The organism is Duganella fentianensis (assembly GCF_009857835.1).
In the GTDB taxonomy this organism is placed as follows: Bacteria; Pseudomonadota; Gammaproteobacteria; order Burkholderiales; family Burkholderiaceae_D; genus Rugamonas; species Rugamonas fentianensis.
In genome coordinates, this window is the sequence record NZ_WWCL01000004.1 from 179,579 (window position 1) to 202,253 (window position 22,675).

The window sequence follows — 22,675 nt, forward strand, 5'->3', positions numbered from 1 at the left end:
TTAAAAACGGACACGGCACGCCGCCGGTAGTAAAAATTAGTCCGCTGTTTCTTTTAGGAGTAACACATCATGGCAATCAGTCTGCAAAAAGGTGGCAACGTCAATCTGAGCAAGGAAGCTCCCGGCCTGAGCAAGGTCGTCATCGGTCTGGGCTGGGACGTGCGCAGCACCGACGGCAAGGACTTTGACCTCGACGGTTCGGCCTTCCTGCTCAAAGTCGATGGCAAGGTGCGCGCCGATAACGACTTCATCTTCTACAACAATCTGAAATCGGCCGACCAGTCGGTGGCGCACTCGGGCGACAACCGCACCGGCGCCGGTGACGGCGACGACGAAACCGTCACCATCGACCTGAGCCGTGTACCGGCCGATGTGGAGCGCATCGCCATCTGCGCCACCATTCACGAAGGCGATGAGCGCCGCCAGAACTTCGGCATGGTGCAGCGTGCTTTCATCCGCTGCGTGAATGCGGCCAATAGCGGCGAGATCGCCCGCTTCGACCTGTCGGAAGACGGTTCGACCGAATCGGCCATGATCTTCGGTGAGGTCTACCGCTATGGCGGCGACTGGAAATTCAAGGCCGTCGGTCAGGGTTACAAGGGCGGTCTGGGCCCACTGGCTGCTTCGTTCGGCGTACGCGTTTAAGCGGAAGGGGACTTTATCATGCCTGTATTTTCGATTACCGGTGACATCGATCCCTTCCTGCATGTGTCGCTGGCGCATGGCGAAAAGATCTATTGCGAATCCGACGCGATGGTGATGATGGAAGCGGGCCTCGATCTGAAAGGCAAGATAACCGGCGGCCTCGGTGCGGCACTGATGCGCCGCTTTGCCAACGGCGAGTCCTTCTTCCAGCAGCATATCGAAGCAGTGCGTGGCGGCGGCGACTGTCTGCTGGCGCCACGCCTGCCCGGTGCCATGCAGGTGCTCGATGTGGGCGCGCGCCAGTATCTGCTGAGCGACGGTGCCTTCGTGGCCGCCAGCGACAAGGTGGAACTGAAGGTGCGCACCCAGAGTCTGGGCAATGCACTGTTTGCCCAGAGCGGCGGCTTCTTCATCACCGAGACGGCTGGTGTGGGGCAGGTGGCAGTGTCGGGCTTCGGCGCGATCTCGCAGCTGGAAGTCACGCCGGGCAACGACATGATCATCGATAACGCCCACGTGGTGGCCTGGGATAGCTCGCTGCGCTACGAGATCTCGGTCACTACCGGCAGCAGTGGCGGCTTCCTCGGCAATCTGGTGAATAGCCAGACCAGCGGCGAAGGCATGGTGCTGCGCTTCTCGGGGCAGGGCAAGATTCTGATCTGTTCGCGCAATCGTGCCGCCTTCCAGTTGTGGGCGCAGCGCGGCGCACAGCAATAAACGTATTCAAGGAGTCAGCAATGACGGTTAATTTAAGCAAGGGCCAGAAGATTTCGCTGGCCAAGGAAAGCGGTGGCGCGGCACTCGGCCGGGTTACCATGGGGCTGGGCTGGGATGCCATCAAGAGCAAGGGTTTCTTCGGCTTTGGCGCCAAGACGGAAGCGGTCGATCTGGATGCTTCCTGCGTGATGTTCGATGAAGGCGGCCGTCCGGTCGATGTGATCTGGTTCCGCCAGCTGCGCAGCCGCGATGGCAGCGTGCAGCATACGGGCGATAACCGCACCGGTGCCGGCGATGGTGATGATGAGCAGATCAATGTCGATCTGAATGCCGTGCCAGCCTCTGTCAAGAGTCTGGTGTTCACGGTCAACAGCTTTACAGGCCAGAGTTTCGCGCAGGTGGAAAATGCCTACTGCCGCCTGCTCGACGCCAGCCAGCACAAGGAAGTGGCACGTTTCAACCTGTCCGTGCAGGGACCACACTCGGCGCAGATCATGGCCAAGCTGTATCGCCATAACGGTGAATGGAAAATGCATGCGATCGGTGAAAACGGCAAAGGCCGCACTTTTGATGAATTGCTGCCGCAGATAGCCGCCCATCTGTAATCCGGTTTTGTAGTCGCCCTTGGCAGCGGGGAAGTCTTCCCGCTGCCTTTTTTGTGTGCACATCGGCCACTCGTGCAGGCAAGTCAAAAATAGCGTTTAGATAATTTTTTTCATCCAAATTTGCTGATTATCTGTGGATAATTTGCCGCAATTGGCAATTTCTGCACATTTTGTAGAGAGTTTCTTCACGGAATAATCCTGGCGCGCTGGCTACAGCTATAATCAAACTATGGAAAAGCTCAAGGATTATGCGGAAGTCGTGAGTCGCGCCGAGCGCGGTGAACTGGTATTCCCTACCAGCGTCAATGCCGCCCTGCGCCTGCAGCTGGCGCTGGCCGATCCTGACTGCGAAATGGAAGACGTGATCCGCAAGGTGCTGGCCGAGCCGCAGCTGGCGGCACGTACGGTGGCGCTGGCAAATGCGGCGGCCTTCAATCGCAGTAACAGCCCCGTGACCAGTGTGCGGGTAGCGGTGCAGCGGCTGGGTTTCCGCCATCTGTATTCCATGGCCGCTTCCATGGTGGTGCGCCAGTTCGGCAACCGCATCAACGATCCCGAGTTGCGCGCCAAGGCCGACCAGCTATGGCAGCACACGGCCCATGTGGCAGCGCTGTCCTACATCATCGGCCGCAAGCTGACCCATACCGACCCCGACACGGCACTGTTTGCCGCCATCGTGCACGAGGCGGGTGGTTTCTATCTGCTGTCCTGCGCCGACGAACTGCCCGGCCTGCTCGAACATCCCGAGCAGTGGCAGGGTGCAGCACAGGAAATCATCACGCGCGAAATGATGAAGAAGATGGCAATACCGGAGCCCGTGAGCCAGGCCATCGTGGCCCTGCGTGGCGCCAGCCTGATGCCGCCGCCGATAGGCTTGCGCGATACGCTGCTGGTAGCGCGCGCGCTGGCGCCCGTGCCATCGCCACTGGCCACCGAGCCGCCCCACGCCAGTCTGGCCGATTTCATCGATGGCAATGTGGCACTGGCCCAGATACTGGAAGAATCGGCCGACGATGCCGCTTCCATGAGCGCTGCCCTGCTGGCCTGATTTTGCCGGCATCCTGCCTGCCTCTTTCTCTGGCCTGGCTTAGCGTGTATGCTAACGGTCATCATACAACCCATCATCGCCATGAATCAGACTTTTGCCCAGCCTAGCAGCCTGCCTACCGCGCCCGTGAAGAAGCATCGCAACCTCGCTCAGGGCGTGGTGGCGGCCATCACCAGCAGCATACAGGCGGGTACGCTCAAGCCCGGCGAAAAGCTGCCGACCGAATCCGTCATCATGGAAATGCATGGCGTCAGCCGCACCGTGGTGCGTGAAGCGATATCCCATCTGCAGGCAGCCGGGCTGGTGCAGACCCGCCACGGCATCGGCACGTTTGTGCTGGAGCCACCGGCCGCCAGTCTGCGCATTTCTTCCGAAACGATACGTACCATTGCCGATGTGCTGGCGATACTCGAGTTGCGTATCAGTCTGGAGACGGAAGCGGCCTGGCTGGCCGCCACCCGCCGTAGCGAGGCGCAGGTCGCGGAAATGGGCGCGGTGCTCAAGCGCATACAGGAATCGCAGAGCCGGCCCGGCTCGGTGGAGTCCGATGTGGCTTTCCATCTGCTGATTGCGCAAGCTACCGGCAACCGCTATTTCGTCGATATCCTCAGCGATCTGGGGCATACCATCATCCCTCGCGCCCGCGTCGATTCGGCCCAGCTGGCGCAGGACGACCCGAATGTGTATCTGGAACGCCTGAACCGCGAACACGAAGACATCTACAACGCCATCGCCCGCAAAGATGCTGAAGCGGCCCGTGCCGCCATGCGCACCCATCTGAGCAATAGCCGTGAACGCCTGCGCCGTGCGCAGGAGGGCATGGCACCCAAGGACGCCTGAAAACCACGAATTTTTGACGCAGCGGGAGATTTTGCTAAATCGCTTGCCTGCGTTTCGATATAGTTGTACGATGTCATACAACAAGGCGCAAATAGAGGGCGCCCACATCCACCCTAAACACTGGAGACTGTATGCAACCGAATGACCTTAAAAAAATTCTCTCTTCCGGACTGCTGTCGTTTCCGGTGACCGACTTCGACGCGGAAGGCAATTTCCGCAAGTCGACCTACATTGAACGTCTCGAGTGGCTGGCGCCGTATGGCGCCAGCGCGCTGTTCGCCGCTGGCGGCACGGGCGAGTTCTTCTCGCTGGAGCCGGCCGAGTACACCGATATCATCAAGACTGCGGTGGATACCTGCGCCGGTAAAGTGCCGATACTGGCCGGCGTGGGCGGCCCGACCCGCGTCGCTGCAGCCTATGCCCGCGAAGCCGAGCGCGTAGGTGCCGACGGTCTGCTGCTGCTGCCGCACTATCTGACGGAAGCCAGCCAGGATGGCCTGATAGCACACGTCGAGCAGGTCTGCAAAGCTACCCGTCTCGGTGTGGTGGTGTACAACCGCGCCAACTGCCGTCTGACGCCGGACTCGCTGGCCAAACTGGCCGACCGCTGCCCGAACCTGATCGGCTTCAAGGATGGCGTGGGCGATATCGAACTGATGGTGTCGATCTGGCGCCGCATGGGCGACCGCTTCAGCTACCTCGGCGGCCTGCCGACGGCCGAAGTCTATGCTGCCGCCTACAAGGCACTGGGCACGCCGGTGTACTCGTCGGCCGTGTTCAACTTCATGCCGAAGCTGGCGATGGACTTCTACCATGCCGTGGCATCGGACAATCACGCCGAGCAGAATCGCATGCTGGACGAGTTCTTCCTGCCGTATCTGGAAATCCGCAACCGCAAAGCCGGTTACGCCGTCAGCATCGTCAAGGCAGGCGCCCGTCTGGTCGGCCATGATGCCGGCCCGGTGCGCGCACCGCTGACCGACCTGACGGCAGAAGAATGCGATATGCTCGATAAACTGATCCGCAAGCAAGGCGCGCAATAAACCTGCGCCGGTTTCAATGTCTTAGCGCACCGCTGCGGCAACTGGCCGCGCGGTGCGGTTTAACTTCGGGTGAAAAATGAGTAAACCATTTAAACGGATACTGCTGACCGGCGCGGCCGGTGGTCTGGGCAAGATACTGCGCGAACGCATCAAGCCCTGGGCCGATGTGGTGCGCCTGTCCGATATCGGCGAGATGGCGCCTGCAGGTGAGGGCGAGGAAGTGGTGCGCTGCGATCTGGCCGACAAGGCGGCCGTGATCAAGCTGCTGGAAGGCGTGGATGTGGTGCTGCACTTCGGCGGCATCTCGACCGAAAACACGTTCGAGAACATCATGGCGGCGAATATCGCCGGTACCTACAATCTGTACGAAGCGGCGCACAAGAACGGCATCAAGCGCATCGTGTTTGCCAGTTCGAACCACACCATAGGCTTCTACAAGACCACCGACTACATCGACGCCGATAGCCCGATGCGTCCGGACAGCCTGTATGGCGTCAGCAAATGCTTCGGCGAATCGCTGTCGCGCTACTACTACGACAGCGTGGGCATCGAAACGGTCTGCCTGCGTATCGGTTCGTCCTTCCCCGAGCCTGTCAATCCGCGCATGCTGGTGACATGGTTCAGCTACGACGATCTGGTGGAGTCGCTGCGCTGCTCGCTGTTCGCACCGCGCGTGGGGCACACCATCCTGTTCGGCGCATCCAACAATCCGGCCAGCTGGTGGGATAACAGCAAGGCCGAACATCTGGGCTTCCGGCCGAAAGACAGCTCGCTGCAGTTTGCCGACAAGTTCCCGCCGACGGGTAACTATCCGGCGGCCGACGATCGTGCCACGCTCTATCAGGGCGGCGGTTTCGTCGTGCCCGGTCCGCAATATCAGCAGCCCTGATCGCCCCAGTTTGCGATAGCGGAGTATACTTGCCGGCGTCAGTTTCGCCTTTGCGGAAACTGGCGCTGGCGTTTTAGTTTGCGGCCTGCGGCCCTTTGGCCGTAGGTACGCAACACAGGCGAGCACATTATGCTGAACACTGCGCAGGTGTTGCAGCAATCAGCACAATTCATGATGAAGCAGGGTGTGGTCTGACTACACCCGGGAACAAATTTACGGAGGCTTTATGCAAATTGCAGGCGAAATGATCATCGGCCGTAGCGCGTTTTTCGGCAAGGAAGGCACGATGAAAGCGGTGGACCCATCGCGTAATACGGAAATCGAACCAGCATTCGGTCTGGCTGGTGCGGCAGATCTGCAACGCGCTTGCGAACTGGCCGAGCAGGCTTTCGATGTGTACCGTGCCACCGGTCTGGAAGCGCGCGCCAAATTCCTCGAAACTATCGCTGACCGCATCATGGATCTGGGTCCGGCGCTGATCGAACGCGCCATGCAGGAATCCGGTCTGCCGCAAGTACGTCTGGAAGGCGAGCGTGGCCGCACCTGCAACCAGCTGCGTCTGTTCGCCAAAGTCGTGCGCGATGGCCGCTGGCAGTCGGCCACGCTGGATTCGGCGCTGCCGGAACGTACGCCGCCACGTCCTGATCTGCGTCTGCGCAAAATCGGTCTGGGTCCTGTCGCCGTATTCGGCGCCAGCAATTTCCCGCTGGCCTTCTCGGTGGCCGGTGGCGACACCGCCTCGGCACTGGCGGCCGGTTGCCCCGTTGTGGTCAAAGCTCACTCGGCCCACCTCGGCACCTCCGAGCTGGTAGGTAAAGCCGTGGCACGCGCAGCAGAAGAATGCGGCATGCCGGAAGGCGTGTTCTCGCTGCTGATCGGCGCGGGCCAGACCATCGGTCAGGAACTGGTGGCCCATCCTGCCATCAAGGCAGTCGGTTTCACCGGTTCGCGCGCCGGCGGTATCGCGCTGATGCGCACCGCGGCAGCACGTAAAGAGCCGATTCCTGTGTATGCTGAGATGAGCTCCATCAATCCCGTGTTCCTGCTGCCGGGTGCACTCGACAATCCTAAACTGCCACAGGCATTTGCCGATTCGCTGACCATGGGCTCGGGCCAGTTCTGCACCAACCCCGGCATGCTGGTTGGCCTGAAGAGCGACAAGCTGGATGCTTTCGTTGCAGCCGTCGGCGGCACCATAGGCGCCAAGCCGGCCACCACCATGCTGACCCCGGGCATCCACAAAGCCTATGTGACGGGCGTTGCAAACCTGGCCGGCATCGCCGGCGTAAGCCAGAAGGCGGCAGGTCAGGGCAGCGATGCGCCGTGCACGGCACAGGCATTCCTGTATCAGGTGCCTGCCAGCGAATTCCTCAGCAACCCTGCACTGGAAGGCGAAATTTTCGGACCGACCTCGCTGCTGGTAGTGTGTGACGATGAAGCGCAGATGCTGGCCGTGGCCGAGCACGTGGAAGGCCAGCTGACTTCGGCCGTCCACGCCACCGCGGACGACCGCGCACTGGCAGCCAAGCTGCTGCCTACGCTGGAACGCAAAGTGGGTCGCATCCTGTTCAACGGCTTTGGTACCGGTGTGGAAGTGGCGCATGCCATGGTCCACGGCGGTCCGTTCCCTTCGACTTCGGACACCCGCACCACTTCGGTGGGCGCTTCCGCCATCGACCGCTTCCTGCGTCCGGTCTGCTATCAGGACGTGCCATCCTATCTGCTGCCGGAATCACTGGCCGACGCCAACCCGCAGAACATTCCGCGCGTGGTGAACGGTGAACTGGTCTGGAACAGCTGAAATGGAAAGGCTGAACGACGTTAGCTGCAAGGTGGGCGAAAGCCCTACCTGGCATGCCGGCGAAGGCGCGTGGTACTGGGTCGATATTCCGCAGCAGCGCGTATGGCGGCTCGATGCCGCCACGGGCGCCACCCGCTACTGGGTGGCGGACGAGATGGTGGCCTGTGTGGCGCCCCGTTCCGACGGCGGCCTGATTGCCGGTATGGAGACGGGCATCTTTGCGCTGGAACTCGATGCCTGTACCGCACTGGCGCAGCGCAAGCTGGCCGCACCGGCCAGTGGTCTGGGCGAGGGGATGCGCTTCAATGACGGTCGCTGCGACCGGCAGGGGCGCTTCTGGAGCGGCACCATGTTCATGGACATGGCGGCGGCGCGCGCTGTCGGCCAGTTATACCGTTATGACACGGCGCGCGGCCTGTCCGCACCGTTCGTATCGGAACTGCTGACCCAGAACGGGCTGGCCTTCTCGCCGGATGGCCGTACCATGTATCTGTCGGACTCGCATCCGGCGCGGCGCATGGTGTGGGCCTTCGACTACGACACCACCGATGGTGTACCGAGTAATCGCCGCGTATTTTCCGACATGACGGCGATGGCCGGCCGCCCTGATGGTGCAGCGATTGATACCGATGGCTGCTACTGGGTGTGCGGTAACGATGATGGTTGCGTGCTGCGCTTCACGCCGGACGGCAAGCTGGATAGACGGCTGGAAGTACCGATGCTCAAACCAGCCATGTGCGCGTTTGGCGGCAAGAACCTCGATACGCTGATGGTCACTTCCATCATCTCCGGCAAGCCTGAAGATGCCGAGTGGGGTGGCGCAGTCGTGCTGCTGCAGCCCGGCGCACAGGGCGTAGCGGAAACGTTGTTCGCTGCCTAAGTCTGGCGCAGGGCGGATATTCAGGCGTATAGCCTCAGGTGTATCAGTGTAAGCAGTGAGTCACAGTGAATTGTGCTCACTGTTTTTTCATTTGCAGGCGGAACTGCGTCGTCCACTGGCCTTTCAGCAGCATTTCGCTGTGGGCTTCGTAGCCATCGGCTGATGAGGGCGTCCAGCGCACGCGATAGCGCAGGGCCTTGCCTGCTGCCACATAGTCCGTCTCGGGGAATTCCAGTCCATCTTTGGTGGCGAGCATGGTACCGCGACTATATCCGCCGCCATTCTCCACATACAGGAAAGCCACCTGCGCGCTGGCACTGTCGAAGTAGTACAGCGTTTCGCCCACATAGTCCGGCCGGCCTGCCGCCCTCACCGTATGCACATCGCGCAGCACGTGACCTTCGTACTGCCACTGGAAGCAGTGTTCGTCCGTGGTCTTACCATCAGCGAAAGTGCCTTTCCAGCAGTGGCCAGCCAGAAAAGCCATAGGCTGCAAGGGCGCGGCCGGTGCAGCCTGCGCGCCCGTCGCTGCCAGCAGTAGTATCGGTAAGAGTTTGCGCATGGCCCAGCTCCCTGTAGAGACAGGGCTAGTATAGGCCAGCTTCAGGATGACGGTGTGGCTTATTCGTCAGGGGTGACAAATCCGATGGGGCGCTTATTCACCGGCATTGGAGGCGCCATCAACTCTCGCAGCGTTTGTAAGATCTTCCCGAAATGCTCCTGATTGTCACGCCGATCAGTTTCGGACTGTAGTGCCATCAGTTCGGCCTTCTTTTCAAGCTCATTCAGCCGTAGTACCAATTCGCGGTTCGAGACTAACAGCTCGCGCAGTTGCACGAATGCTCGTACCACATACACTGAAACCTGCGTGGCTCTGGGCGAATTGAGGATAGTGGCTGCCATGATGGCGCCATGCTCGGTGAAGGCGAATGGTAGGTAGCGCCGGCCGCCCCGTTCCTTGACAGACTGGTTTGAGGTCGCATTTTGCGACCTCAAAATGGTGTTTTCTTCGGCTGTAAGCCGGAACATGAAATCAGCCGGGAAGCGTTCCAGATTGCGTTTGACCTGTTCATTGAAGCGTTTAGTGGTTACGCCGTACAGGTACGCCAGATCAGCATCAAGCAAAACCTTCTGCCCGCGTATTAGCAGAATGCGGGTTTCTATCCCCGCTTGAAAATGAAGGCCTTCAGGCGTTCCTACTTCCATGGCTGCGTGCTCCGGAAATTCAAACTTGGATCAGGCCACGAGTATCCGCTTGAACTGTGCACTACTGGCTCTCCGGGCATTTACTTCCGGAGCAAACATCGCTCCGGAAGTTGGTGAGGTTTCATCAGGCGGAGAGCGTGGTGCTGTGGACCTTGCCGGCTATGGTAACGTTGTTCAGCTTGAGATCCTTGACGTTGAACAGGAACCACGGCTGCGCAGTATTCACCGGCGTGCCGAAATCACAGTCACTGATGCTGACGTTGGTTACGGGTGGCACTGGTGGCACTGGCAGCGGGCCGTTGTAGTCGGAGGCGACAGGGCCCAGTACCACGATGGCCTGATAGCAGGAGGCTGACTTGCCGTCACGCGTACGCACATTGCCAGCCTTGACGTTGGAGATGTGGACGTTATCGACAATGGGCGGGCGGGTACGCACGTTGTCGCTGATGGGGGTGTAGTCGCAGTCGAAAGTGACGATGGCACCGGCTGCCGTGGCCACCGTCTTGGACTGTATCGGTGAGCCGGGCAGGGATGCGTAGAACGAAGGGCTGGTCTGTACGCCGTTAGGAATCGTCACATCGCGGACGAAGAAGTTGCGCAGATAGCCGCCTCGGTTCAGATTGGTCTTCAGGCGGATCGCCGTGTTGAGCGGATTGGTGGCCCAGTTGATGTTCTGGAAGGTCAGCTTCTGTGCATACACATTCTGGATACCGCCCGCCATTTCGCTGCCCAGCGTGACTGCACCATGACCGCTCTGCATGATGCAGTTCTGGATTACGATGTTCTGCGACGGGCCATACTGGGTGTCCAGATCCTTGCCGGCCTTGATGGCGATGCAGTCGTCACCCGTATCGAAGGTGCAGCCTTCGATCAGCACATGGTCGCAGGCTTCCGGGTCGAAGCCGTCGCTATTCGGGCCCAGACTTTCGCAGTGCACATTGCGGATCACGATGTTGCGGCAATGGACAGGGTGATGCTGCCAGAACGGCGTATGGGTCACGTGGTAGCCTTGCAGCAGCACGTTGGTGCAGCCTATCAGTTGTATCATCGGCGGGCGCAGATAATGGCCGATGCCGAATACGCGCCGTGCTATCGGCACACCGGCTTCGGACAGCGCAGGCAGATACTGCGCATCGGCGCGCCAGCGCTGGCCTTCGCCCTGTATCAGCAGGCGCTCGGCTTCCGTCAGTTGCGGCGCTACCTCGGCCAGCGATATGGCGTTGAGCGGATTCTCGGTATTCTCGGACATTTTGCCTTTGCTGAAATTCGGCGTGGAGCCCTGCGCTACCGCGTTCAGGGTTTTCAGCTTGCCTTTCCAGGTCCACCAGCAGTCGCCCTGTTCGTTGAATGGTACGCCGCCCTGACCGTTGAAGGTGCTGCTCCAGTCTTCGCCTGTCAGTGCGATATTGTGCTGGCCGTGGGCGTAGATCATGGACGAGTAGTTCAGGCAATCGTTGCTCTGCCAGCGCGAGATGGATAGCTTGCCGTGCTTGCCGCAATCGATATCGCCGTAGCGCGCATAGTCCTGCGGCTGGTTGCTGAAGTAGATCTGCGCGCCGGATGCCAGATGCACGTGCACATTCGAACGCAGTACGATAGGGCCGGCGCAGTACCAGAGTCCTTTGGGGATTACCACGCGGCCGCCGCCAGCATCATGGCAGGCCTGTATCGCGTCGCGGAAGGCAGGGTAGCAGTCCGGTGCATCCTTGGCCGGTGTGGCTATGGTGTCCTGCTCCTCGAACGAAATCCATGCGCGCACCTTCTCCATAGTGCATGGCCTGGCGCCGTAGGTCGTGACGAGGAAGTCCTGCTTGCGGAACTGCAGCGGTTTCGATACGTGGTCGATGATGGCTTGCGCCTGCAGCCATGGATCGGGCGCCGTGCTGGCGCTGGCCGGCAGTGCAGCGCCCATGCCTGCGGCAGGCAGGGCTTTCAGCAGATTGCGGCGGTGGGTGTTGATGCTCATGTCGTGCGTCCTATTCATCCGAATTATTGAATTCACCGAGGAAGATCATGGCCGGCGCGGGGCGTGCCGTGTAGCCTAGGTCCCGCACAGGATCAATGCCGGCCTGCTGCATATAGTTCCAGTGATCGTCCGAGTTGTACTGGGCTGGCCGGTAGGACAAGGCCCCTTTCTTGTTCCAGTCCGACCATGGCGTGAGCCGGTTGATATGTGTGCCGAAACGCGAATTAAGCACCACCATTTTGCCGACGGCTTCCAGCGAGGTGCGGGCCACCGTGCCTTTCGGCGTCTGATAGCCATTGCTACTGCCATAGCTGCAGGTATAGCCATCCACGGCCACGGGTGCGTAAGGGCTGCAACGGGCACTGTGGAACCACTGGCGTAGCAGGGAGAATTTTCCGGCGCGGGCGTTGGCCGAATTGTCATGCGTGAAGTGGCACTGGTCGAACACGAAGCCGTAGCGGGTGTTGAGGTGGGTGTCTGGTGCGGCGACGTATGAGGTGCCACGGTCGCCCAGTGTGCGGATTTCGCTCTGGTAGAAATAGGCCGTGCTGTCACCGAAGATGAAGTCCACATCGCCTTCTATGTAGGACTTGTTGAAGAAGCTGCGGCTGGTGCTGCCGATCTGCGGTGATTTTAGGTATAGCGTGTCCTGAAAGCCGAGCAGGCGGACATTTTCGAACTGCGCCTTGTCTGCTCCGTCGACCTGCAGCGCTAGCGCCTGATGATGCACGTTGTTGACGTTGGGGAGTTCCTCGGCGCGGGCATTGCCGATATCCTTGTTGTAGGCGTTTTCGAAGGTCAGATTACGCGCCTGAAAACCATTATTCTGTACCCACACCGTTGCAGTGGCCATGGTGCCGATCTGGCTGCGGTCTTTGACGGTGGCATACATGGCCTGTACTTCCGGCGCCGCATCGCTAAATTGCGCGCCATGGCGGGCACTGTACTCGGCGCCAGAATTCGAGGCGTCCAGCTTGGCGGTGATGCGGGTGGCGCTAGCATCCTTGCCTTCACCGTACATGGTCAATGGTGCGGTGACTGCTGGTACATAGACTAGTTCATGGTAGATGCCCGGTCTGATCAGCAGGTAGAGCCGGCGGGCAGGATCGCGCTTGCTGTCGCTGATGGCGCGGTTGACGGCCTGCTGCACGGTGCGGAACAGCTTGACGCCATCGGCCGCTGCGTTCTGGTCGACGATGTAGTCCGGCGTGAAGCTGGCACCGCGTGCCAGCGGGTCATTCAGCGGGTCCCATGGATCGACGCGCTCCTTGCCTGCCATGCCGACGAATTTCAACACTTCGCTGTAGTTGTAAAGCTTGGCCTGTTCCAGACTTAACTGGGGACGGCTGGCGCGCGCCACCATTTCGGGGTAGGGCAGCAGGCGCTGTTCGCAATTGCTGCTGCCGGAATTTTCTGCGCTATCCACAGTGCCGCTGACGTTGGCAAATTCGATGGAGCTGGCGCTGCCCTGCGCCACTGAGACCTGATCGAGCTTCACTTGCAGTGGATGGGCTGCATCATAACCGGCTATGACTACGCGGCCGGGCGTCAGGCTATGCACGGATTCCAGTGCAATGTCGCGGTACAGCGGTATCAGCTTGCCGCTAGCGCGTGGATTGTAGCGGGTGCTGATATCGATCGGCGTCTTGACGTTGCGCTGGCAGACGTCGCGGTAGCGCACCTGTTCGACTATGCCGCCACGCGAAATATCGCTCTTGATGCGCAGACCGGAAGTGGTGCCATCGAGCGCCAGGTCTTCCACCAGCACACGGCGCACGCCGCCATTGGTTTCGCTGCCGATGGACATGCCGTGGCCGCTGTAGAAGTGGTTGTGCAGCACCGAGATATTTTCCGACGGACCGCTGCTGTTAGCCTTGATGGCGATGTTGTCGTCGCCCGTGCGGATATAGCTGTGTGCAATGGTGATATTGCGCGACGAGACAGGATCGATGCCGTCCGTGTTGCGCGCTGTTGCTGGCGTATCGATGCGCACACCCCATGCGGTAAAACCGTCTACGCCGTTGAGCGTAACGTGGAAGTTGGGTGAATTGCGCAAGGCGATACGGTGCAGCGTGAAATTGCGTGAACCAGTTACTTCGATCAGGCGCGGCACGTTCTGGTGCCCGTCCTCTTTCTGGGCGCGGCGCGCCAGCTGCCACCACGATTCGCTCAGGCCCTCCACCACACGGCCGCCCTGACCGTCGATGATGCCTTCGCCGTAGATGCCGCTACCTTCGGTATTCTGGGCGCTGATGAAGGGCTTGCAGCCTTTGCTGGCATCAGTGATCTTGCCGCAGGTGCCTGCGCCACGGTCGTACAGTTTGGGATTGCGGCTGGCGTATAGCGTGACACCCTGATCGATCAGCAGGCTGACGCCGCTGCGCAGGGTGAGCGGGCCGGCGACGAACTCGTTCTGGCCGGCAGCGGCACTCAGGCGCACTGCCTGGCCGGCCGCACAATGGTTGATGGCCTGCTGGATGCGCGCAGTATCGTCGCTCACAGAAGTGGCGGTTGAAGTGGAAGCTGGCGTGGACACGGCTGCCGTCGCCATCAGCGTGCTGCAGGTGGGCGGCGCAAGCGGTTCCTGCACTTTGCGGCTATCCTGCGCCTGTGCCGGTAGCGTGATGGCGCAGAGCAGGCTGGCCGTCAGGGCCAGATCCGGCAAGCCGCGCTTCATTGCTCGCTCTCCGGTTTGAAGTAGCCGGCCGTTTCCGGCAGGGCGCGCTTCATTTCATCCATCACCATACGCGAGAAATAGGCTGCGCCTTTGCTGCCAACGTGGGTGCGGTCAAAAGCGGACTTCGCCGCGCCAGCCACTTCCACTTTGGTGCTGCCGTTGGCAGCGTCATTGAAATTGTCCGGCCGTGGCACCACTGCCAGCGTATCCGCTTCATCCTGCCCCAAGGCCTGCACGGCGGCATAGCTCTCTGCATTCAGATCGAGCAGGGCGACCTGTTGTTCGGCGGCCGTCGCGCGTATCACTTCGGCCCAGGGTTGCAGATTATTCTCGAGCACCTTGTCCTTGAAGGTGCGGCGCGTCAGTGGCGTGAGCAGCACAGGGATGCCGCCCAGTGCGCGTACTTCGCGCACATAGCGCGCCATGTTGACGGGGAATTCGGTTTTCAGGTCGGTCGAGCGACCGGGCTTGCCCGGCTGGTCGTTGTGGCCGAACTGTATCAGTACGTAGGTGCTGCGATAGGCGGCGCTACCGCGCAGCAGGCCTTCTACTTCATCCCAGCGCCCCTCGGCGCGGAAGCTGCCCGAACTGCGGCCACCCTTGGCCAGATTCAGACAGGTGTGGGCGCGGTTGACGCGGGCACAGAAGGCATCGCCATAACCGCTGCTATTCGCCATGGTGGAGTCGCCCACCAGCAGTATGCGGATAGGCTTGGCGGGGGCATCGGCAGCATGGCTGCTGGCTGTGCAGAGCATCAGCGTGCTCGCCAGCGCTCCCGTTAGTGTGCGTACCAGCGCGCGAGCCAGCGGAGCAGTGCAGCGGAATCGGAACATGTTCATGGATGGTTCAGCATATAAAAAAAGCGCCGGCCAAAGAGCAGGCCGGCGCTTCAACTCAGGCGGAGAGAGTTTGATTGATCACCTTGCCGGCGATCCTGACGTTTTTCAGCTTCAGATCTTTAACGTTGTACAGATACAGCGGCTGGTCGGCCTTGACCGGCGTGCCCAGATCACAGTCGCTGATCTCGATATCGGACACGGGCAGAATGGCAGGCTTGCCCGGTCCGTTGTAGTCCGACGCCACCGGCCCCAGTACCACCACGGCCTGATAGCACGAGTAATTGCCAGCCTTGGTCGGTGCATTCGCGCAGGTCACGTTGGAGATGCGCACATGGCTGACGCTAGGCGGACGGATACGCACGTTATCGTTGATCGGATCATAGCCGCAGTCGATGGTGATGATGCCGCCAGCCGAAGTGGCCACCGTCTTGGTCGGGATCAGCGAACCGGGCAGGGTCGAATAGAACGCCGGTGTGGTACGGATGCCGTTAGGGATGTGCACATTGCGTACATGCATATTGCGCAGGTAGCCGCCGCGGCTCATATTCGTTTTGAGCCGGATCGCGATATTCAGCGGATCGGTCTTCCAGTGCGCGTTTTCGAACACCAGATCCTGCGCATAGATATTTTCGATCCCGCCCGACATGATGCTGCCCAGTGTGAGTGCACCGTGGCCGCTCTGCATACGGCAGTTCTGGATCACGATATCCCTGGCTGGTCCGAACTGGATGTCCGGCCCTTTGCCCGAGTCGATCGCGATGCAGTCGTCGCCAGTATTGAAGTGGCAGTCTTCGATCAACACATTGGTGCACGATTCCGGATCGAAGCCGTCGCTGTTCGGCCCCATGCTGTTGGCATACACCTTCTTCACATGCATGTTGTGGCAGTTGACGGGATTGTGCTGCCAGAACGGCGTGTTGGTGGTCTGGTAGCCTTCGAACAGCACATTGGTGCAGCTGATGAACTGCACCATATGCGGGCGCAGATAGTGGCCGATGCCGAAGATGCGCTTCTCCACCGGCACGCGGGCTTCCGCCAGCGAACGCAGGTAGTAGGAATCGGTACGCCATTTGTCGTTCGGTCCCTGGATGAACAGGGCCTCTTCCTCGCTCAGATGCGGCGCTACTTCGCGCAGCGAGACAGGATTGACAGGATTGATGTGCACTTCCGTCTTGCCCTTGGTGTGCTTGACGTAGTTGCCCGTACCGGCCGCAATGTCGCCGGCCCAGTTGGGTTTCTCGCGGCCTTTCCACGACCACCAGCAATCCGTGTCGCCATCGAAGGTGACGCCAGCCTGGCCATCGAGGATGCTGGTCCAGTCCTCGCCCGTGAGGGCGATGTTGTTCTGGCCGTGGGCATACACCATGGACGAGTAGTTGAGCAGGTCGTTGCCTTCCCAGCGCGTGATGGAGAGCTTGCCGTGCTTGCCGCAGTCGTAGGCGCCGTAGCGCGCATAGTCGAGCGGGTTGTTGCTGAAATAGACGTGTGCACCGGCCTTCAGATGCACATGCACATTCGACAGCAGCACGATAGGGCCGGCGCAGTACCAGTTCCCGCCGGGGATGACGACGCGGCCACCGCCCGCCTTGTGGCAGGCAGCGATGGCAGCGGCGATGGCAGGGTAGCAGTCGTGCGAGCCGGCCACTGGCGTCTGCAGCGTGTCCGACTCGGTGAAGGAAGTCCATGCCGTGACGGCACGCACTTCGCACGGAGCGGCGCCGTAGGCCGTGATGAGGAAGTCTTCATCACGGAACTTGACGGGATGGCGTACCCGCTTGACGATCGCTGCGGCAGCCTGCCACGGATCGTCGGCCCGGGCCGCCGCCATCGCTGCTGGCCCGAAGGCGCCGGAGACTCCAGCCGCCGACAGGGTCTGCAGGAAGCGGCGACGGCCCGGGCCTGCCACTGTTGCTGATACTTGCTGTTCCAGTTTAGACATCAAGACTCCGTTAGAACGAGTAGGTGGCACGTACGTTGTAGGCGCGGCCGATAGGGCTGGCGGCGCTGCTCAGATAACCGAAGCTATACAGGCTGCTGTTGGTGACTGGCGGATTCACGTTGAACAGATTGGTAATACCGGCCGTGACCGAAATGTTCTTGAAGCCGTTGTAGGTGGTGGTCATATTCCACACCTTGTAGGAATTGATGTTGCGCCAGTACTGCTGCGCCACCAGATTCTGGTCGGTGTACTTGGAGTTGTAGTTCTGGGTCAGCTGGCTGCTCCAGTTTCCGGCGGCCCAGTTCAGCTTCAGCGTATGCTTCCAGCGGAAGGTGATGATAGGGAAGCTGGACGTGGTGCCATTGCTGGCCAGACCGAACTGACCGATGTTGGAAACGTAAGGACTGCCTTTATCCAGCTGGTTGTCGAACTGGGTCAGGTAGGTACCGTCCAGCGACACCTTGAAAGTACCGTAGGAAGTCTTCGGGAACATATAGGCGGCCGATACGTCGATACCGGCAGCTTTCTGACCACCCAGATTCATGGTGGTGTTCTTGATGTAGTTGATGGTGCCGTCGGCATTGCGCACGAAGTAGGAGGCGTATTTAGCCGGATCGAGGAAGTAGACCTGTTCTGGCAGATTGGCCAGCATGTCGGTCATCTTGATGTTCCAGTAGTCCAGCGAGATCGACGAGCTCGAAGTCGGTTCGAACACAGTACCCAGCGTGAAGCCTTTGGATTTTTCCGGCACCAGTTCCGAGTTGGAGCCGGTCTGTTTAGGCAGGGTGGTGTTGCAGACGGTGGAAGCCACATAGCCCGGCAGTGCTTTACCGGTGCCGGCTACACCCGGCGTACCGCCAGGGCAGAGTACCGGATCGTCCCATTTGGCGGCGGTCAGGCCGGTGGCGCCGGGCAGACGGTAGCCGTAGCGGTCGAACAGGGTCGGTGCGCGGAAGCCGGTGTTGGCCGAGCCGCGGAACATCAGCTGTTTCGAGGGCTCGTAGCGGAAGCTGATTTTCGGATTGATGGTGTTACCGAAGTCGCTGAAATGGTCGTCACGTACGGCGGCATTCAGTTCCAGCGTTTTGGTCAGCGGCATATTCAGTTCGGCGAACAGCGCCGCGACGTTGCGCTGGCCTTCGCCGTGCGAAGGCGAGCTGTTGGCGTACGTGACTTCGCCCGACAACGGCAGCTTGGTATCTTCCGTGGTGTCGCGGTGCAGGTCGGCACCCAGTGCCAGTGCCATGGCGCCGCCTTCCAGATCCATCAGCGTGCGGCTGGCGGTCAGGTCGATGCCGGTGAAGGTGGATTTGGAAGTACGGTTCTTCTGGCCATCGACCTTGATCGATTCCAGATAGGCTTTGCCGTCGGCATCCTGCAGGCCGAAGGGATTGAGCTGGCCACCTTTCAGACCATCGAGCAGACCCTGGCCTTTGACGTAGCCCGAGTAGTAGTAGTTGTCGCGGTTGGAGATACCGACCACCAGACCGGCCTTGTAATCCCATGCGCCGAGCTTGCCTTCATCGCTGATGGCAAAGCGCTGATTCAGCTGCACGTCCTTGGTGGTGGCCAGACCCAGATCGGCTACGGCCCACGTCACCGTCAGCGGTGCGTTGTTCAGGCCCGCGACGGCTGGCACGCCGCCCGCTTTGCCCGGATACCATTTGCTGGTCGAAGGCAGCGTTGCGGCCACACCGTTCACGGCCAGCGCATTGGTCGGGTTCTTGGTGCCGAGGATGAATTCTTCGCCGCGCGAGTAGTCGACGGTGATGACGTGGTCTTCGCTCAGCTTCTTGGCGGCGCGTGCATAGAAGGTCACCTGCTGGTTGGCATACAGGGCCGTGCCGTACTCGTTGGCGTTGAGGATACAGGTGCCCTTCTGGCCACTGATCGAATAAGGTGCCAGACAGCCAGTGGTACCGTAAGGGTTCTGCGCGGTCTTGTTGCTAGCCGTGGTGAAGTTGGCTGGCGTGGCATTGCCGCCCGTGCCCAGCGTAGGCGCGCGGCCTATGCTGGTCAGCAGTTCGTTCGAACTCAGGTCGGCGCGATCGGACGAGGCCAGACGGGTGCGCTGGTGCGCATCGATAGTGCCGTAGAAGCTCCAGCCATCGCGTTCCAGATTGCCTTTACCCCAGGTGATGCTGGCGCGCTGCTCGTCGCCGCCGCCATTGCGTTCTGGCTGTACTGCCTGACCCGTCAGCGACAGACCTTCGACCGAAGTCTTGGTGATGAAGTTGACCACGCCGCCGATGGCGTCCGAGCCGTAGATGGAGGAAGCACCGTCACGCAGTATCTCCACGCGGGCGATGGCGCTCATCGGGATGACGTCCAGATTGGCGTAGCCGTCAGCGATGGCTTCATTGGCCAGACGGCGGCCGTTCAGCAGCACCAGCGTGCGGTTCACGCCCAGACCACGCAGATTGATGTTGGTGCCGGAGCCGGCGTTCGATGGTGCCAGCGAGGCCGATTGCGGCAGTGCCATCATCACATCGGCCAGCGTGGTCATGCCCTGCTTGATGAAGTCTTCAGCCTTGACGGTGCTGACTGGCAGCGAAGCTTCCGTGGCCAGGCGCTTGATGCTGGAACCGGTTACTTCCACGCGGGTGATGGCGGCTTCGCCGCTCTGTTGTGCGGCGGCCTGGTTGGCCAGAGTCAGTACGGCCACCGTGATGGCTGACAGCAGCAGGCGAGGTTGTGCAGAGCATGGCTGTGCGGTCTGTTTCATGCGAGTCTCCTAGATTTTTTTGAATAAAGTTATACGCGCGCTGAAAAGCGCTAGCGTGTGTGGAGCACCTCGCGTACTCCGTGCCGTTGAGACGAGGGTCGCTGCGTGGAACGCGCGCCGAGGTCGCAAGCCGGTCGATAACTTGATTGCTTTTTTATGCGCGGGCCAGCATCTAGGCTGGCCCTGCGGTATTTCCTGCTACTGCTTATTTGCTACTTATCTACTACTGCTGCTTGATCGCCCGGCTTTTAGCCGCGCGAGAAGGTACGGGTCACACGCTCGAGGTGGGAGCGCATGGCTTTACGTGCTGCGGCCGGATCATGGGCGGCAATAGCCTCCAGTATCCGGCGGTGATCTTTCAGGGTTTCCTGACGCAGTTCTTCGGTCTGGAAATGTTCTTTCAGCTTGTGCCACAGGCGGCCGCGCTGGTCCCACAGATAGTTGAGCGAACCTACCAGCGCGCTATTGCCGGTGGCGCGGGCGATCGACAGGTGGAAGTTGCGGTCGGCCTGCTCGTTGCTGGCGTAGTTGTCGTGGTTTTTTTCCATCTCTTCGACGGCGTGCAGGATGGCATCGATGGCACTATCGGTGGCTACGCGTGCAGCGATCGCGGCGATTTCCGATTCGATCAGACGGCGTGCCGACAGCACCTCGAACGGGCCGGGGCCGGCTTCGGCCAGATCGGCCGCACTCGGTTGCGCCGCCTCGCAGACGTACACACCGGAACCGCCGCGCACTTCGATTACGCCGCTCAGTTCCAGTGCAATCAGTGCTTCGCGCAGCGAAGCGCGGCTGACATTGAGTTTGGTGGACAGGTCGCGTTCCGATGGCAGGCGTTCGCCACCGGCGATGTGTTCGTCGCGGATCAGATCCTGGATGCGGTTGGCGACCACGCGGTACAAACGCGGTTCGTGGGCGGAGCTATCGGCAACGGAAGACGGTTTTTTCTGCATGGTCTCGTTATTCTCTTGGTAAGCATCTCAGTGCTTTGTGGTTAGGACAATTCTAAGGTGGTCAGACCAAAGAAGCAATGTGGACTAGCCAAAATAATTTTTAGCTGTCATACTCGAATCGTGTTGTAGCGCTGGATTATCGTGGTTTTCAGAAGTAAATCTTTGAAAAATAAGCGATTTTACACTGTGGCTCAGAGACCACAAAGCGCTAGCGGGGCGGTCCGGCCAAAGTGGCCTGACCACTTTTCGCAACACCTGAGACAGAAAAAAACAACGATATTCGAGACGCCGAACACAGCAAAGGACGCCAGATGAGCACACCCGCCAGCGCCGCTACACCGCGCTACATCCTCATGCATGAAAACGATAACGTTGCGATCGTCGTCAACGATGGTGGTCTGCCTGCCGGTGCCGTGTTCGAGAGCGGCCTGACGCTGCGCGAAGCTATCCCGCAAGGACATAAGGTGGCGCTGCGCGCGCTGGCCAAGGGCGAGCCGGTGCGGCGCTACAACGTGATCATCGGGTATGCGGCCTGCGATCTGCCGGCCGGTAGCTGGGTGGCGGAAGCGCAGGTGGAAATGCCGGATGCGCGCGAACTGGTCAACCTGCCCATATCGACCAATCTGGCGCCGGCTGCGGCACCGCTGGAAGGCTATACCTTCGAGGGCTATCGCAATCCCGATGGCAGCGTAGGTACGCGCAACATTCTGGCGATTACCACCACGGTGCAGTGCGTGTCCGGCGTGGTGGACTTTGCCGTGCAGCGCATCAAGAACGAACTGCTGCCCAGGTATCCCAACGTGGATGATGTGGTGGGACTCGAGCATACCTATGGCTGCGGCGTGGCGATCGATGCGCCCGGCGCCATGGTGCCTATCCAGACGCTGCGCAATATCACCCTCAATCCCAACTTCGGTGGTCAGGCCATGGTGGTCAGCCTCGGTTGCGAGAAGCTGCAGCCGGCGCGCCTGTTCCCTAAAGGCGCCATCCCTATCCAGAACGGCGGCGGTGCCGATCCCGCGCTGGTGTGTCTGCAGGATGCCCAGCATGTGGGCTTCATGTCGATGATAGCATCCATCATGCGGCAGGCCGAAACCAATCTGGCCGTGCTCAATGCGCGCCGGCGCGAGACTGTGCCAGCCTCCGAACTGGTGGTGGGCGTGCAGTGCGGTGGCAGCGACGCCTTCTCCGGCGTAACGGCCAACCCTGCCGTGGGCTTCGCCACCGATCTGCTGGTGCGCGCCGGTGCCAGCGTGATGTTTTCGGAAGTGACGGAAGTGCGCGATGGCATAGACCAGCTGACGGCGCGCGCCGCGACGCCGGAAGTGGCGCAGGCCATGATCCGCGAAATGGAATGGTATGACCAGTATCTGAAGCGGGGCGGAGTAGACCGCAGCGCCAACACTACGCCGGGCAACAAGAAGGGCGGCCTGTCCAACATCGTGGAAAAAGCCATGGGCTCTATCGTCAAGTCGGGCAGCAGCCCGATTTCGGGCGTGCTGTCGCCGGGCGAAAAGCTGCGCCAGAAAGGCCTGATCTACGCCGCCACACCGGCCAGTGATTTCATTTGCGGTACGCTGCAGCTGGCGGCCGGCATGAATCTGCACGTGTTCACCACGGGCCGCGGCACGCCTTACGGTCTGGCCGAAGTGCCGGTGATTAAAGTGGCCACGCGTAACGAGCTGGCCGCACGCTGGCATGATCTGATGGACATTAACGCGGGCCGTATCGCCAGCGGTGAAGCCAGCATTGCCGACGTGGGCTGGGAACTGTTCCACCTGCTGCTCGAGGTGGCCAGCGGCCGCCAGACCTGGGCCGAGAAGTGGAAACTGCATAACTCCCTGGTACTGTTTAATCCGGCCCCCGTGACTTGACTCCCCTTGCACAGGCTAGACTGGAACG

The 22,675-nt window shown here is 60.6% G+C and carries 18 protein-coding genes; 10 read left to right on the forward strand and 8 right to left on the reverse strand.

Features of this window, described 5'->3' with window-relative positions; translation table 11 throughout:
- The first annotated feature begins 69 nt into the window (after positions 1-69).
- The 9 genes from GTP23_RS17910 to GTP23_RS17950 all read left to right on the forward strand — a co-directional run bounded on the left by GTP23_RS17910 (position 70) and on the right by GTP23_RS17950 (position 8,468).
- Positions 70-645 carry a TerD family protein gene (locus tag GTP23_RS17910; protein ID WP_161036380.1) on the forward strand — a complete coding sequence of 192 codons (576 nt, stop codon included), beginning with the start codon at positions 70-72 and terminating at the stop codon, positions 643-645.
- 18 nt (positions 646-663) lie between these two features.
- Entirely contained in the window at positions 664-1,362 is a 699-nt protein-coding gene (locus tag GTP23_RS17915) for a TIGR00266 family protein (protein WP_161036381.1), read from the forward strand.
- A gap of 20 nt (positions 1,363-1,382) precedes the next feature.
- Positions 1,383-1,967, forward strand: a complete 585-nt coding sequence (locus GTP23_RS17920; protein WP_155434320.1) for a TerD family protein — start codon at positions 1,383-1,385, stop codon at positions 1,965-1,967.
- A 229-nt stretch (positions 1,968-2,196) separates the two neighbouring features.
- On the forward strand, positions 2,197-3,015 hold the full coding sequence (locus tag GTP23_RS17925; RefSeq protein WP_161036382.1) for an HDOD domain-containing protein: 819 nt from the start codon (positions 2,197-2,199) through the stop codon (positions 3,013-3,015).
- A gap of 81 nt (positions 3,016-3,096) precedes the next feature.
- On the forward strand, positions 3,097-3,855 hold the full coding sequence (locus GTP23_RS17930; protein WP_161036383.1) for a FadR/GntR family transcriptional regulator: 759 nt from the start codon (positions 3,097-3,099) through the stop codon (positions 3,853-3,855).
- Positions 3,856-3,986: 131 nt separating this feature from the next.
- Positions 3,987-4,898, forward strand: a complete 912-nt coding sequence (gene kdgD / locus GTP23_RS17935; RefSeq protein ID WP_161036384.1) for a 5-dehydro-4-deoxyglucarate dehydratase — start codon at positions 3,987-3,989, stop codon at positions 4,896-4,898.
- A gap of 76 nt (positions 4,899-4,974) precedes the next feature.
- Complete coding sequence (locus GTP23_RS17940) at positions 4,975-5,787, forward strand: NAD-dependent epimerase/dehydratase family protein (protein WP_155434325.1); 813 nt, start codon at positions 4,975-4,977, stop codon at positions 5,785-5,787.
- A 226-nt stretch (positions 5,788-6,013) separates the two neighbouring features.
- Positions 6,014-7,588, forward strand: a complete 1,575-nt coding sequence (locus tag GTP23_RS17945) for an aldehyde dehydrogenase (NADP(+)) (RefSeq protein WP_161036385.1) — start codon at positions 6,014-6,016, stop codon at positions 7,586-7,588.
- Position 7,589: 1 nt separating this feature from the next.
- Positions 7,590-8,468, forward strand: a complete 879-nt coding sequence (locus tag GTP23_RS17950) for an SMP-30/gluconolactonase/LRE family protein (protein WP_161036386.1) — start codon at positions 7,590-7,592, stop codon at positions 8,466-8,468.
- Between the two features lie 76 nt (positions 8,469-8,544).
- Here the strand turns inward: GTP23_RS17950 and GTP23_RS17955 are convergent, their stop codons facing one another.
- The 8 genes from GTP23_RS17955 to GTP23_RS17990 all read right to left on the reverse strand — a co-directional run bounded on the left by GTP23_RS17955 (position 8,545) and on the right by GTP23_RS17990 (position 20,773).
- On the reverse strand, positions 8,545-9,030 hold the full coding sequence (locus GTP23_RS17955) for a hypothetical protein (RefSeq protein ID WP_161036387.1): 486 nt from the start codon (positions 9,028-9,030) through the stop codon (positions 8,545-8,547).
- A 59-nt stretch (positions 9,031-9,089) separates the two neighbouring features.
- Positions 9,090-9,674, reverse strand: a complete 585-nt coding sequence (locus GTP23_RS17960) for an ORF6N domain-containing protein (protein ID WP_161036388.1) — start codon at positions 9,672-9,674, stop codon at positions 9,090-9,092.
- Between the two features lie 124 nt (positions 9,675-9,798).
- Positions 9,799-11,640, reverse strand: coding sequence for a glycoside hydrolase family 28 protein (locus GTP23_RS17965; protein WP_161036389.1), 1,842 nt, complete (start codon positions 11,638-11,640; stop codon positions 9,799-9,801).
- A 10-nt stretch (positions 11,641-11,650) separates the two neighbouring features.
- The gene (locus GTP23_RS17970; protein ID WP_161036390.1) at positions 11,651-14,317 is read right to left on the reverse strand and encodes a pectinesterase family protein; all 2,667 of its coding nucleotides are present in this window, start codon (positions 14,315-14,317) and stop codon (positions 11,651-11,653) included.
- The gene (locus GTP23_RS17975; RefSeq protein WP_229256161.1) at positions 14,314-15,156 is read right to left on the reverse strand and encodes a rhamnogalacturonan acetylesterase; all 843 of its coding nucleotides are present in this window, start codon (positions 15,154-15,156) and stop codon (positions 14,314-14,316) included. Before GTP23_RS17975 ends, GTP23_RS17970 begins: the two co-directional genes overlap by 4 nt.
- A gap of 55 nt (positions 15,157-15,211) precedes the next feature.
- Entirely contained in the window at positions 15,212-17,095 is a 1,884-nt protein-coding gene (locus GTP23_RS17980) for a glycoside hydrolase family 28 protein (RefSeq protein WP_161036391.1), read from the reverse strand.
- 10 nt (positions 17,096-17,105) lie between these two features.
- Entirely contained in the window at positions 17,106-19,820 is a 2,715-nt protein-coding gene (locus GTP23_RS17985; RefSeq protein ID WP_161036392.1) for a TonB-dependent receptor plug domain-containing protein, read from the reverse strand.
- Between the two features lie 248 nt (positions 19,821-20,068).
- Positions 20,069-20,773: a FadR/GntR family transcriptional regulator gene (locus GTP23_RS17990; protein WP_161036393.1), complete on the reverse strand. Its 705-nt coding sequence runs from the start codon at positions 20,771-20,773 to the stop codon at positions 20,069-20,071.
- Between the two features lie 311 nt (positions 20,774-21,084).
- Between GTP23_RS17990 and garD the strand changes: the two genes are divergently transcribed.
- Positions 21,085-22,647, forward strand: a complete 1,563-nt coding sequence (gene garD / locus GTP23_RS17995; RefSeq protein ID WP_161036394.1) for a galactarate dehydratase — start codon at positions 21,085-21,087, stop codon at positions 22,645-22,647.
- The last annotated feature ends 28 nt before the right edge of the window (positions 22,648-22,675 follow it).

Bases quoted from the DNA above. Each gene is read 5' to 3' on its own strand.
- GTP23_RS17960 (WP_161036388.1), bottom strand. From the start codon at position 9,674: ATGGAAGTAGGAACGCCTGAAGGCCTTCATTTTCAAGCGGGGATAGAA.
- GTP23_RS17910 (WP_161036380.1), top strand. From the start codon at position 70: ATGGCAATCAGTCTGCAAAAAGGTGGCAACGTCAATCTGAGCAAGGAA.
- GTP23_RS17950 (WP_161036386.1), top strand. From the start codon at position 7,590: ATGGAAAGGCTGAACGACGTTAGCTGCAAGGTGGGCGAAAGCCCTACC.
- GTP23_RS17990 (WP_161036393.1), bottom strand. From the start codon at position 20,773: ATGCAGAAAAAACCGTCTTCCGTTGCCGATAGCTCCGCCCACGAACCG.
- GTP23_RS17955 (WP_161036387.1), bottom strand. From the start codon at position 9,030: ATGCGCAAACTCTTACCGATACTACTGCTGGCAGCGACGGGCGCGCAG.
- GTP23_RS17915 (WP_161036381.1), top strand. From the start codon at position 664: ATGCCTGTATTTTCGATTACCGGTGACATCGATCCCTTCCTGCATGTG.
- GTP23_RS17975 (WP_229256161.1), bottom strand. From the start codon at position 15,156: ATGAACATGTTCCGATTCCGCTGCACTGCTCCGCTGGCTCGCGCGCTG.
- GTP23_RS17925 (WP_161036382.1), top strand. From the start codon at position 2,197: ATGGAAAAGCTCAAGGATTATGCGGAAGTCGTGAGTCGCGCCGAGCGC.
- GTP23_RS17980 (WP_161036391.1), bottom strand. From the start codon at position 17,095: ATGTCTAAACTGGAACAGCAAGTATCAGCAACAGTGGCAGGCCCGGGC.
- garD (WP_161036394.1), top strand. From the start codon at position 21,085: ATGAGCACACCCGCCAGCGCCGCTACACCGCGCTACATCCTCATGCAT.
- kdgD (WP_161036384.1), top strand. From the start codon at position 3,987: ATGCAACCGAATGACCTTAAAAAAATTCTCTCTTCCGGACTGCTGTCG.
- GTP23_RS17945 (WP_161036385.1), top strand. From the start codon at position 6,014: ATGCAAATTGCAGGCGAAATGATCATCGGCCGTAGCGCGTTTTTCGGC.
- GTP23_RS17940 (WP_155434325.1), top strand. From the start codon at position 4,975: ATGAGTAAACCATTTAAACGGATACTGCTGACCGGCGCGGCCGGTGGT.
- GTP23_RS17970 (WP_161036390.1), bottom strand. From the start codon at position 14,317: ATGAAGCGCGGCTTGCCGGATCTGGCCCTGACGGCCAGCCTGCTCTGC.
- GTP23_RS17920 (WP_155434320.1), top strand. From the start codon at position 1,383: ATGACGGTTAATTTAAGCAAGGGCCAGAAGATTTCGCTGGCCAAGGAA.
- GTP23_RS17965 (WP_161036389.1), bottom strand. From the start codon at position 11,640: ATGAGCATCAACACCCACCGCCGCAATCTGCTGAAAGCCCTGCCTGCC.
- GTP23_RS17930 (WP_161036383.1), top strand. From the start codon at position 3,097: ATGAATCAGACTTTTGCCCAGCCTAGCAGCCTGCCTACCGCGCCCGTG.
- GTP23_RS17985 (WP_161036392.1), bottom strand. From the start codon at position 19,820: ATGAAACAGACCGCACAGCCATGCTCTGCACAACCTCGCCTGCTGCTG.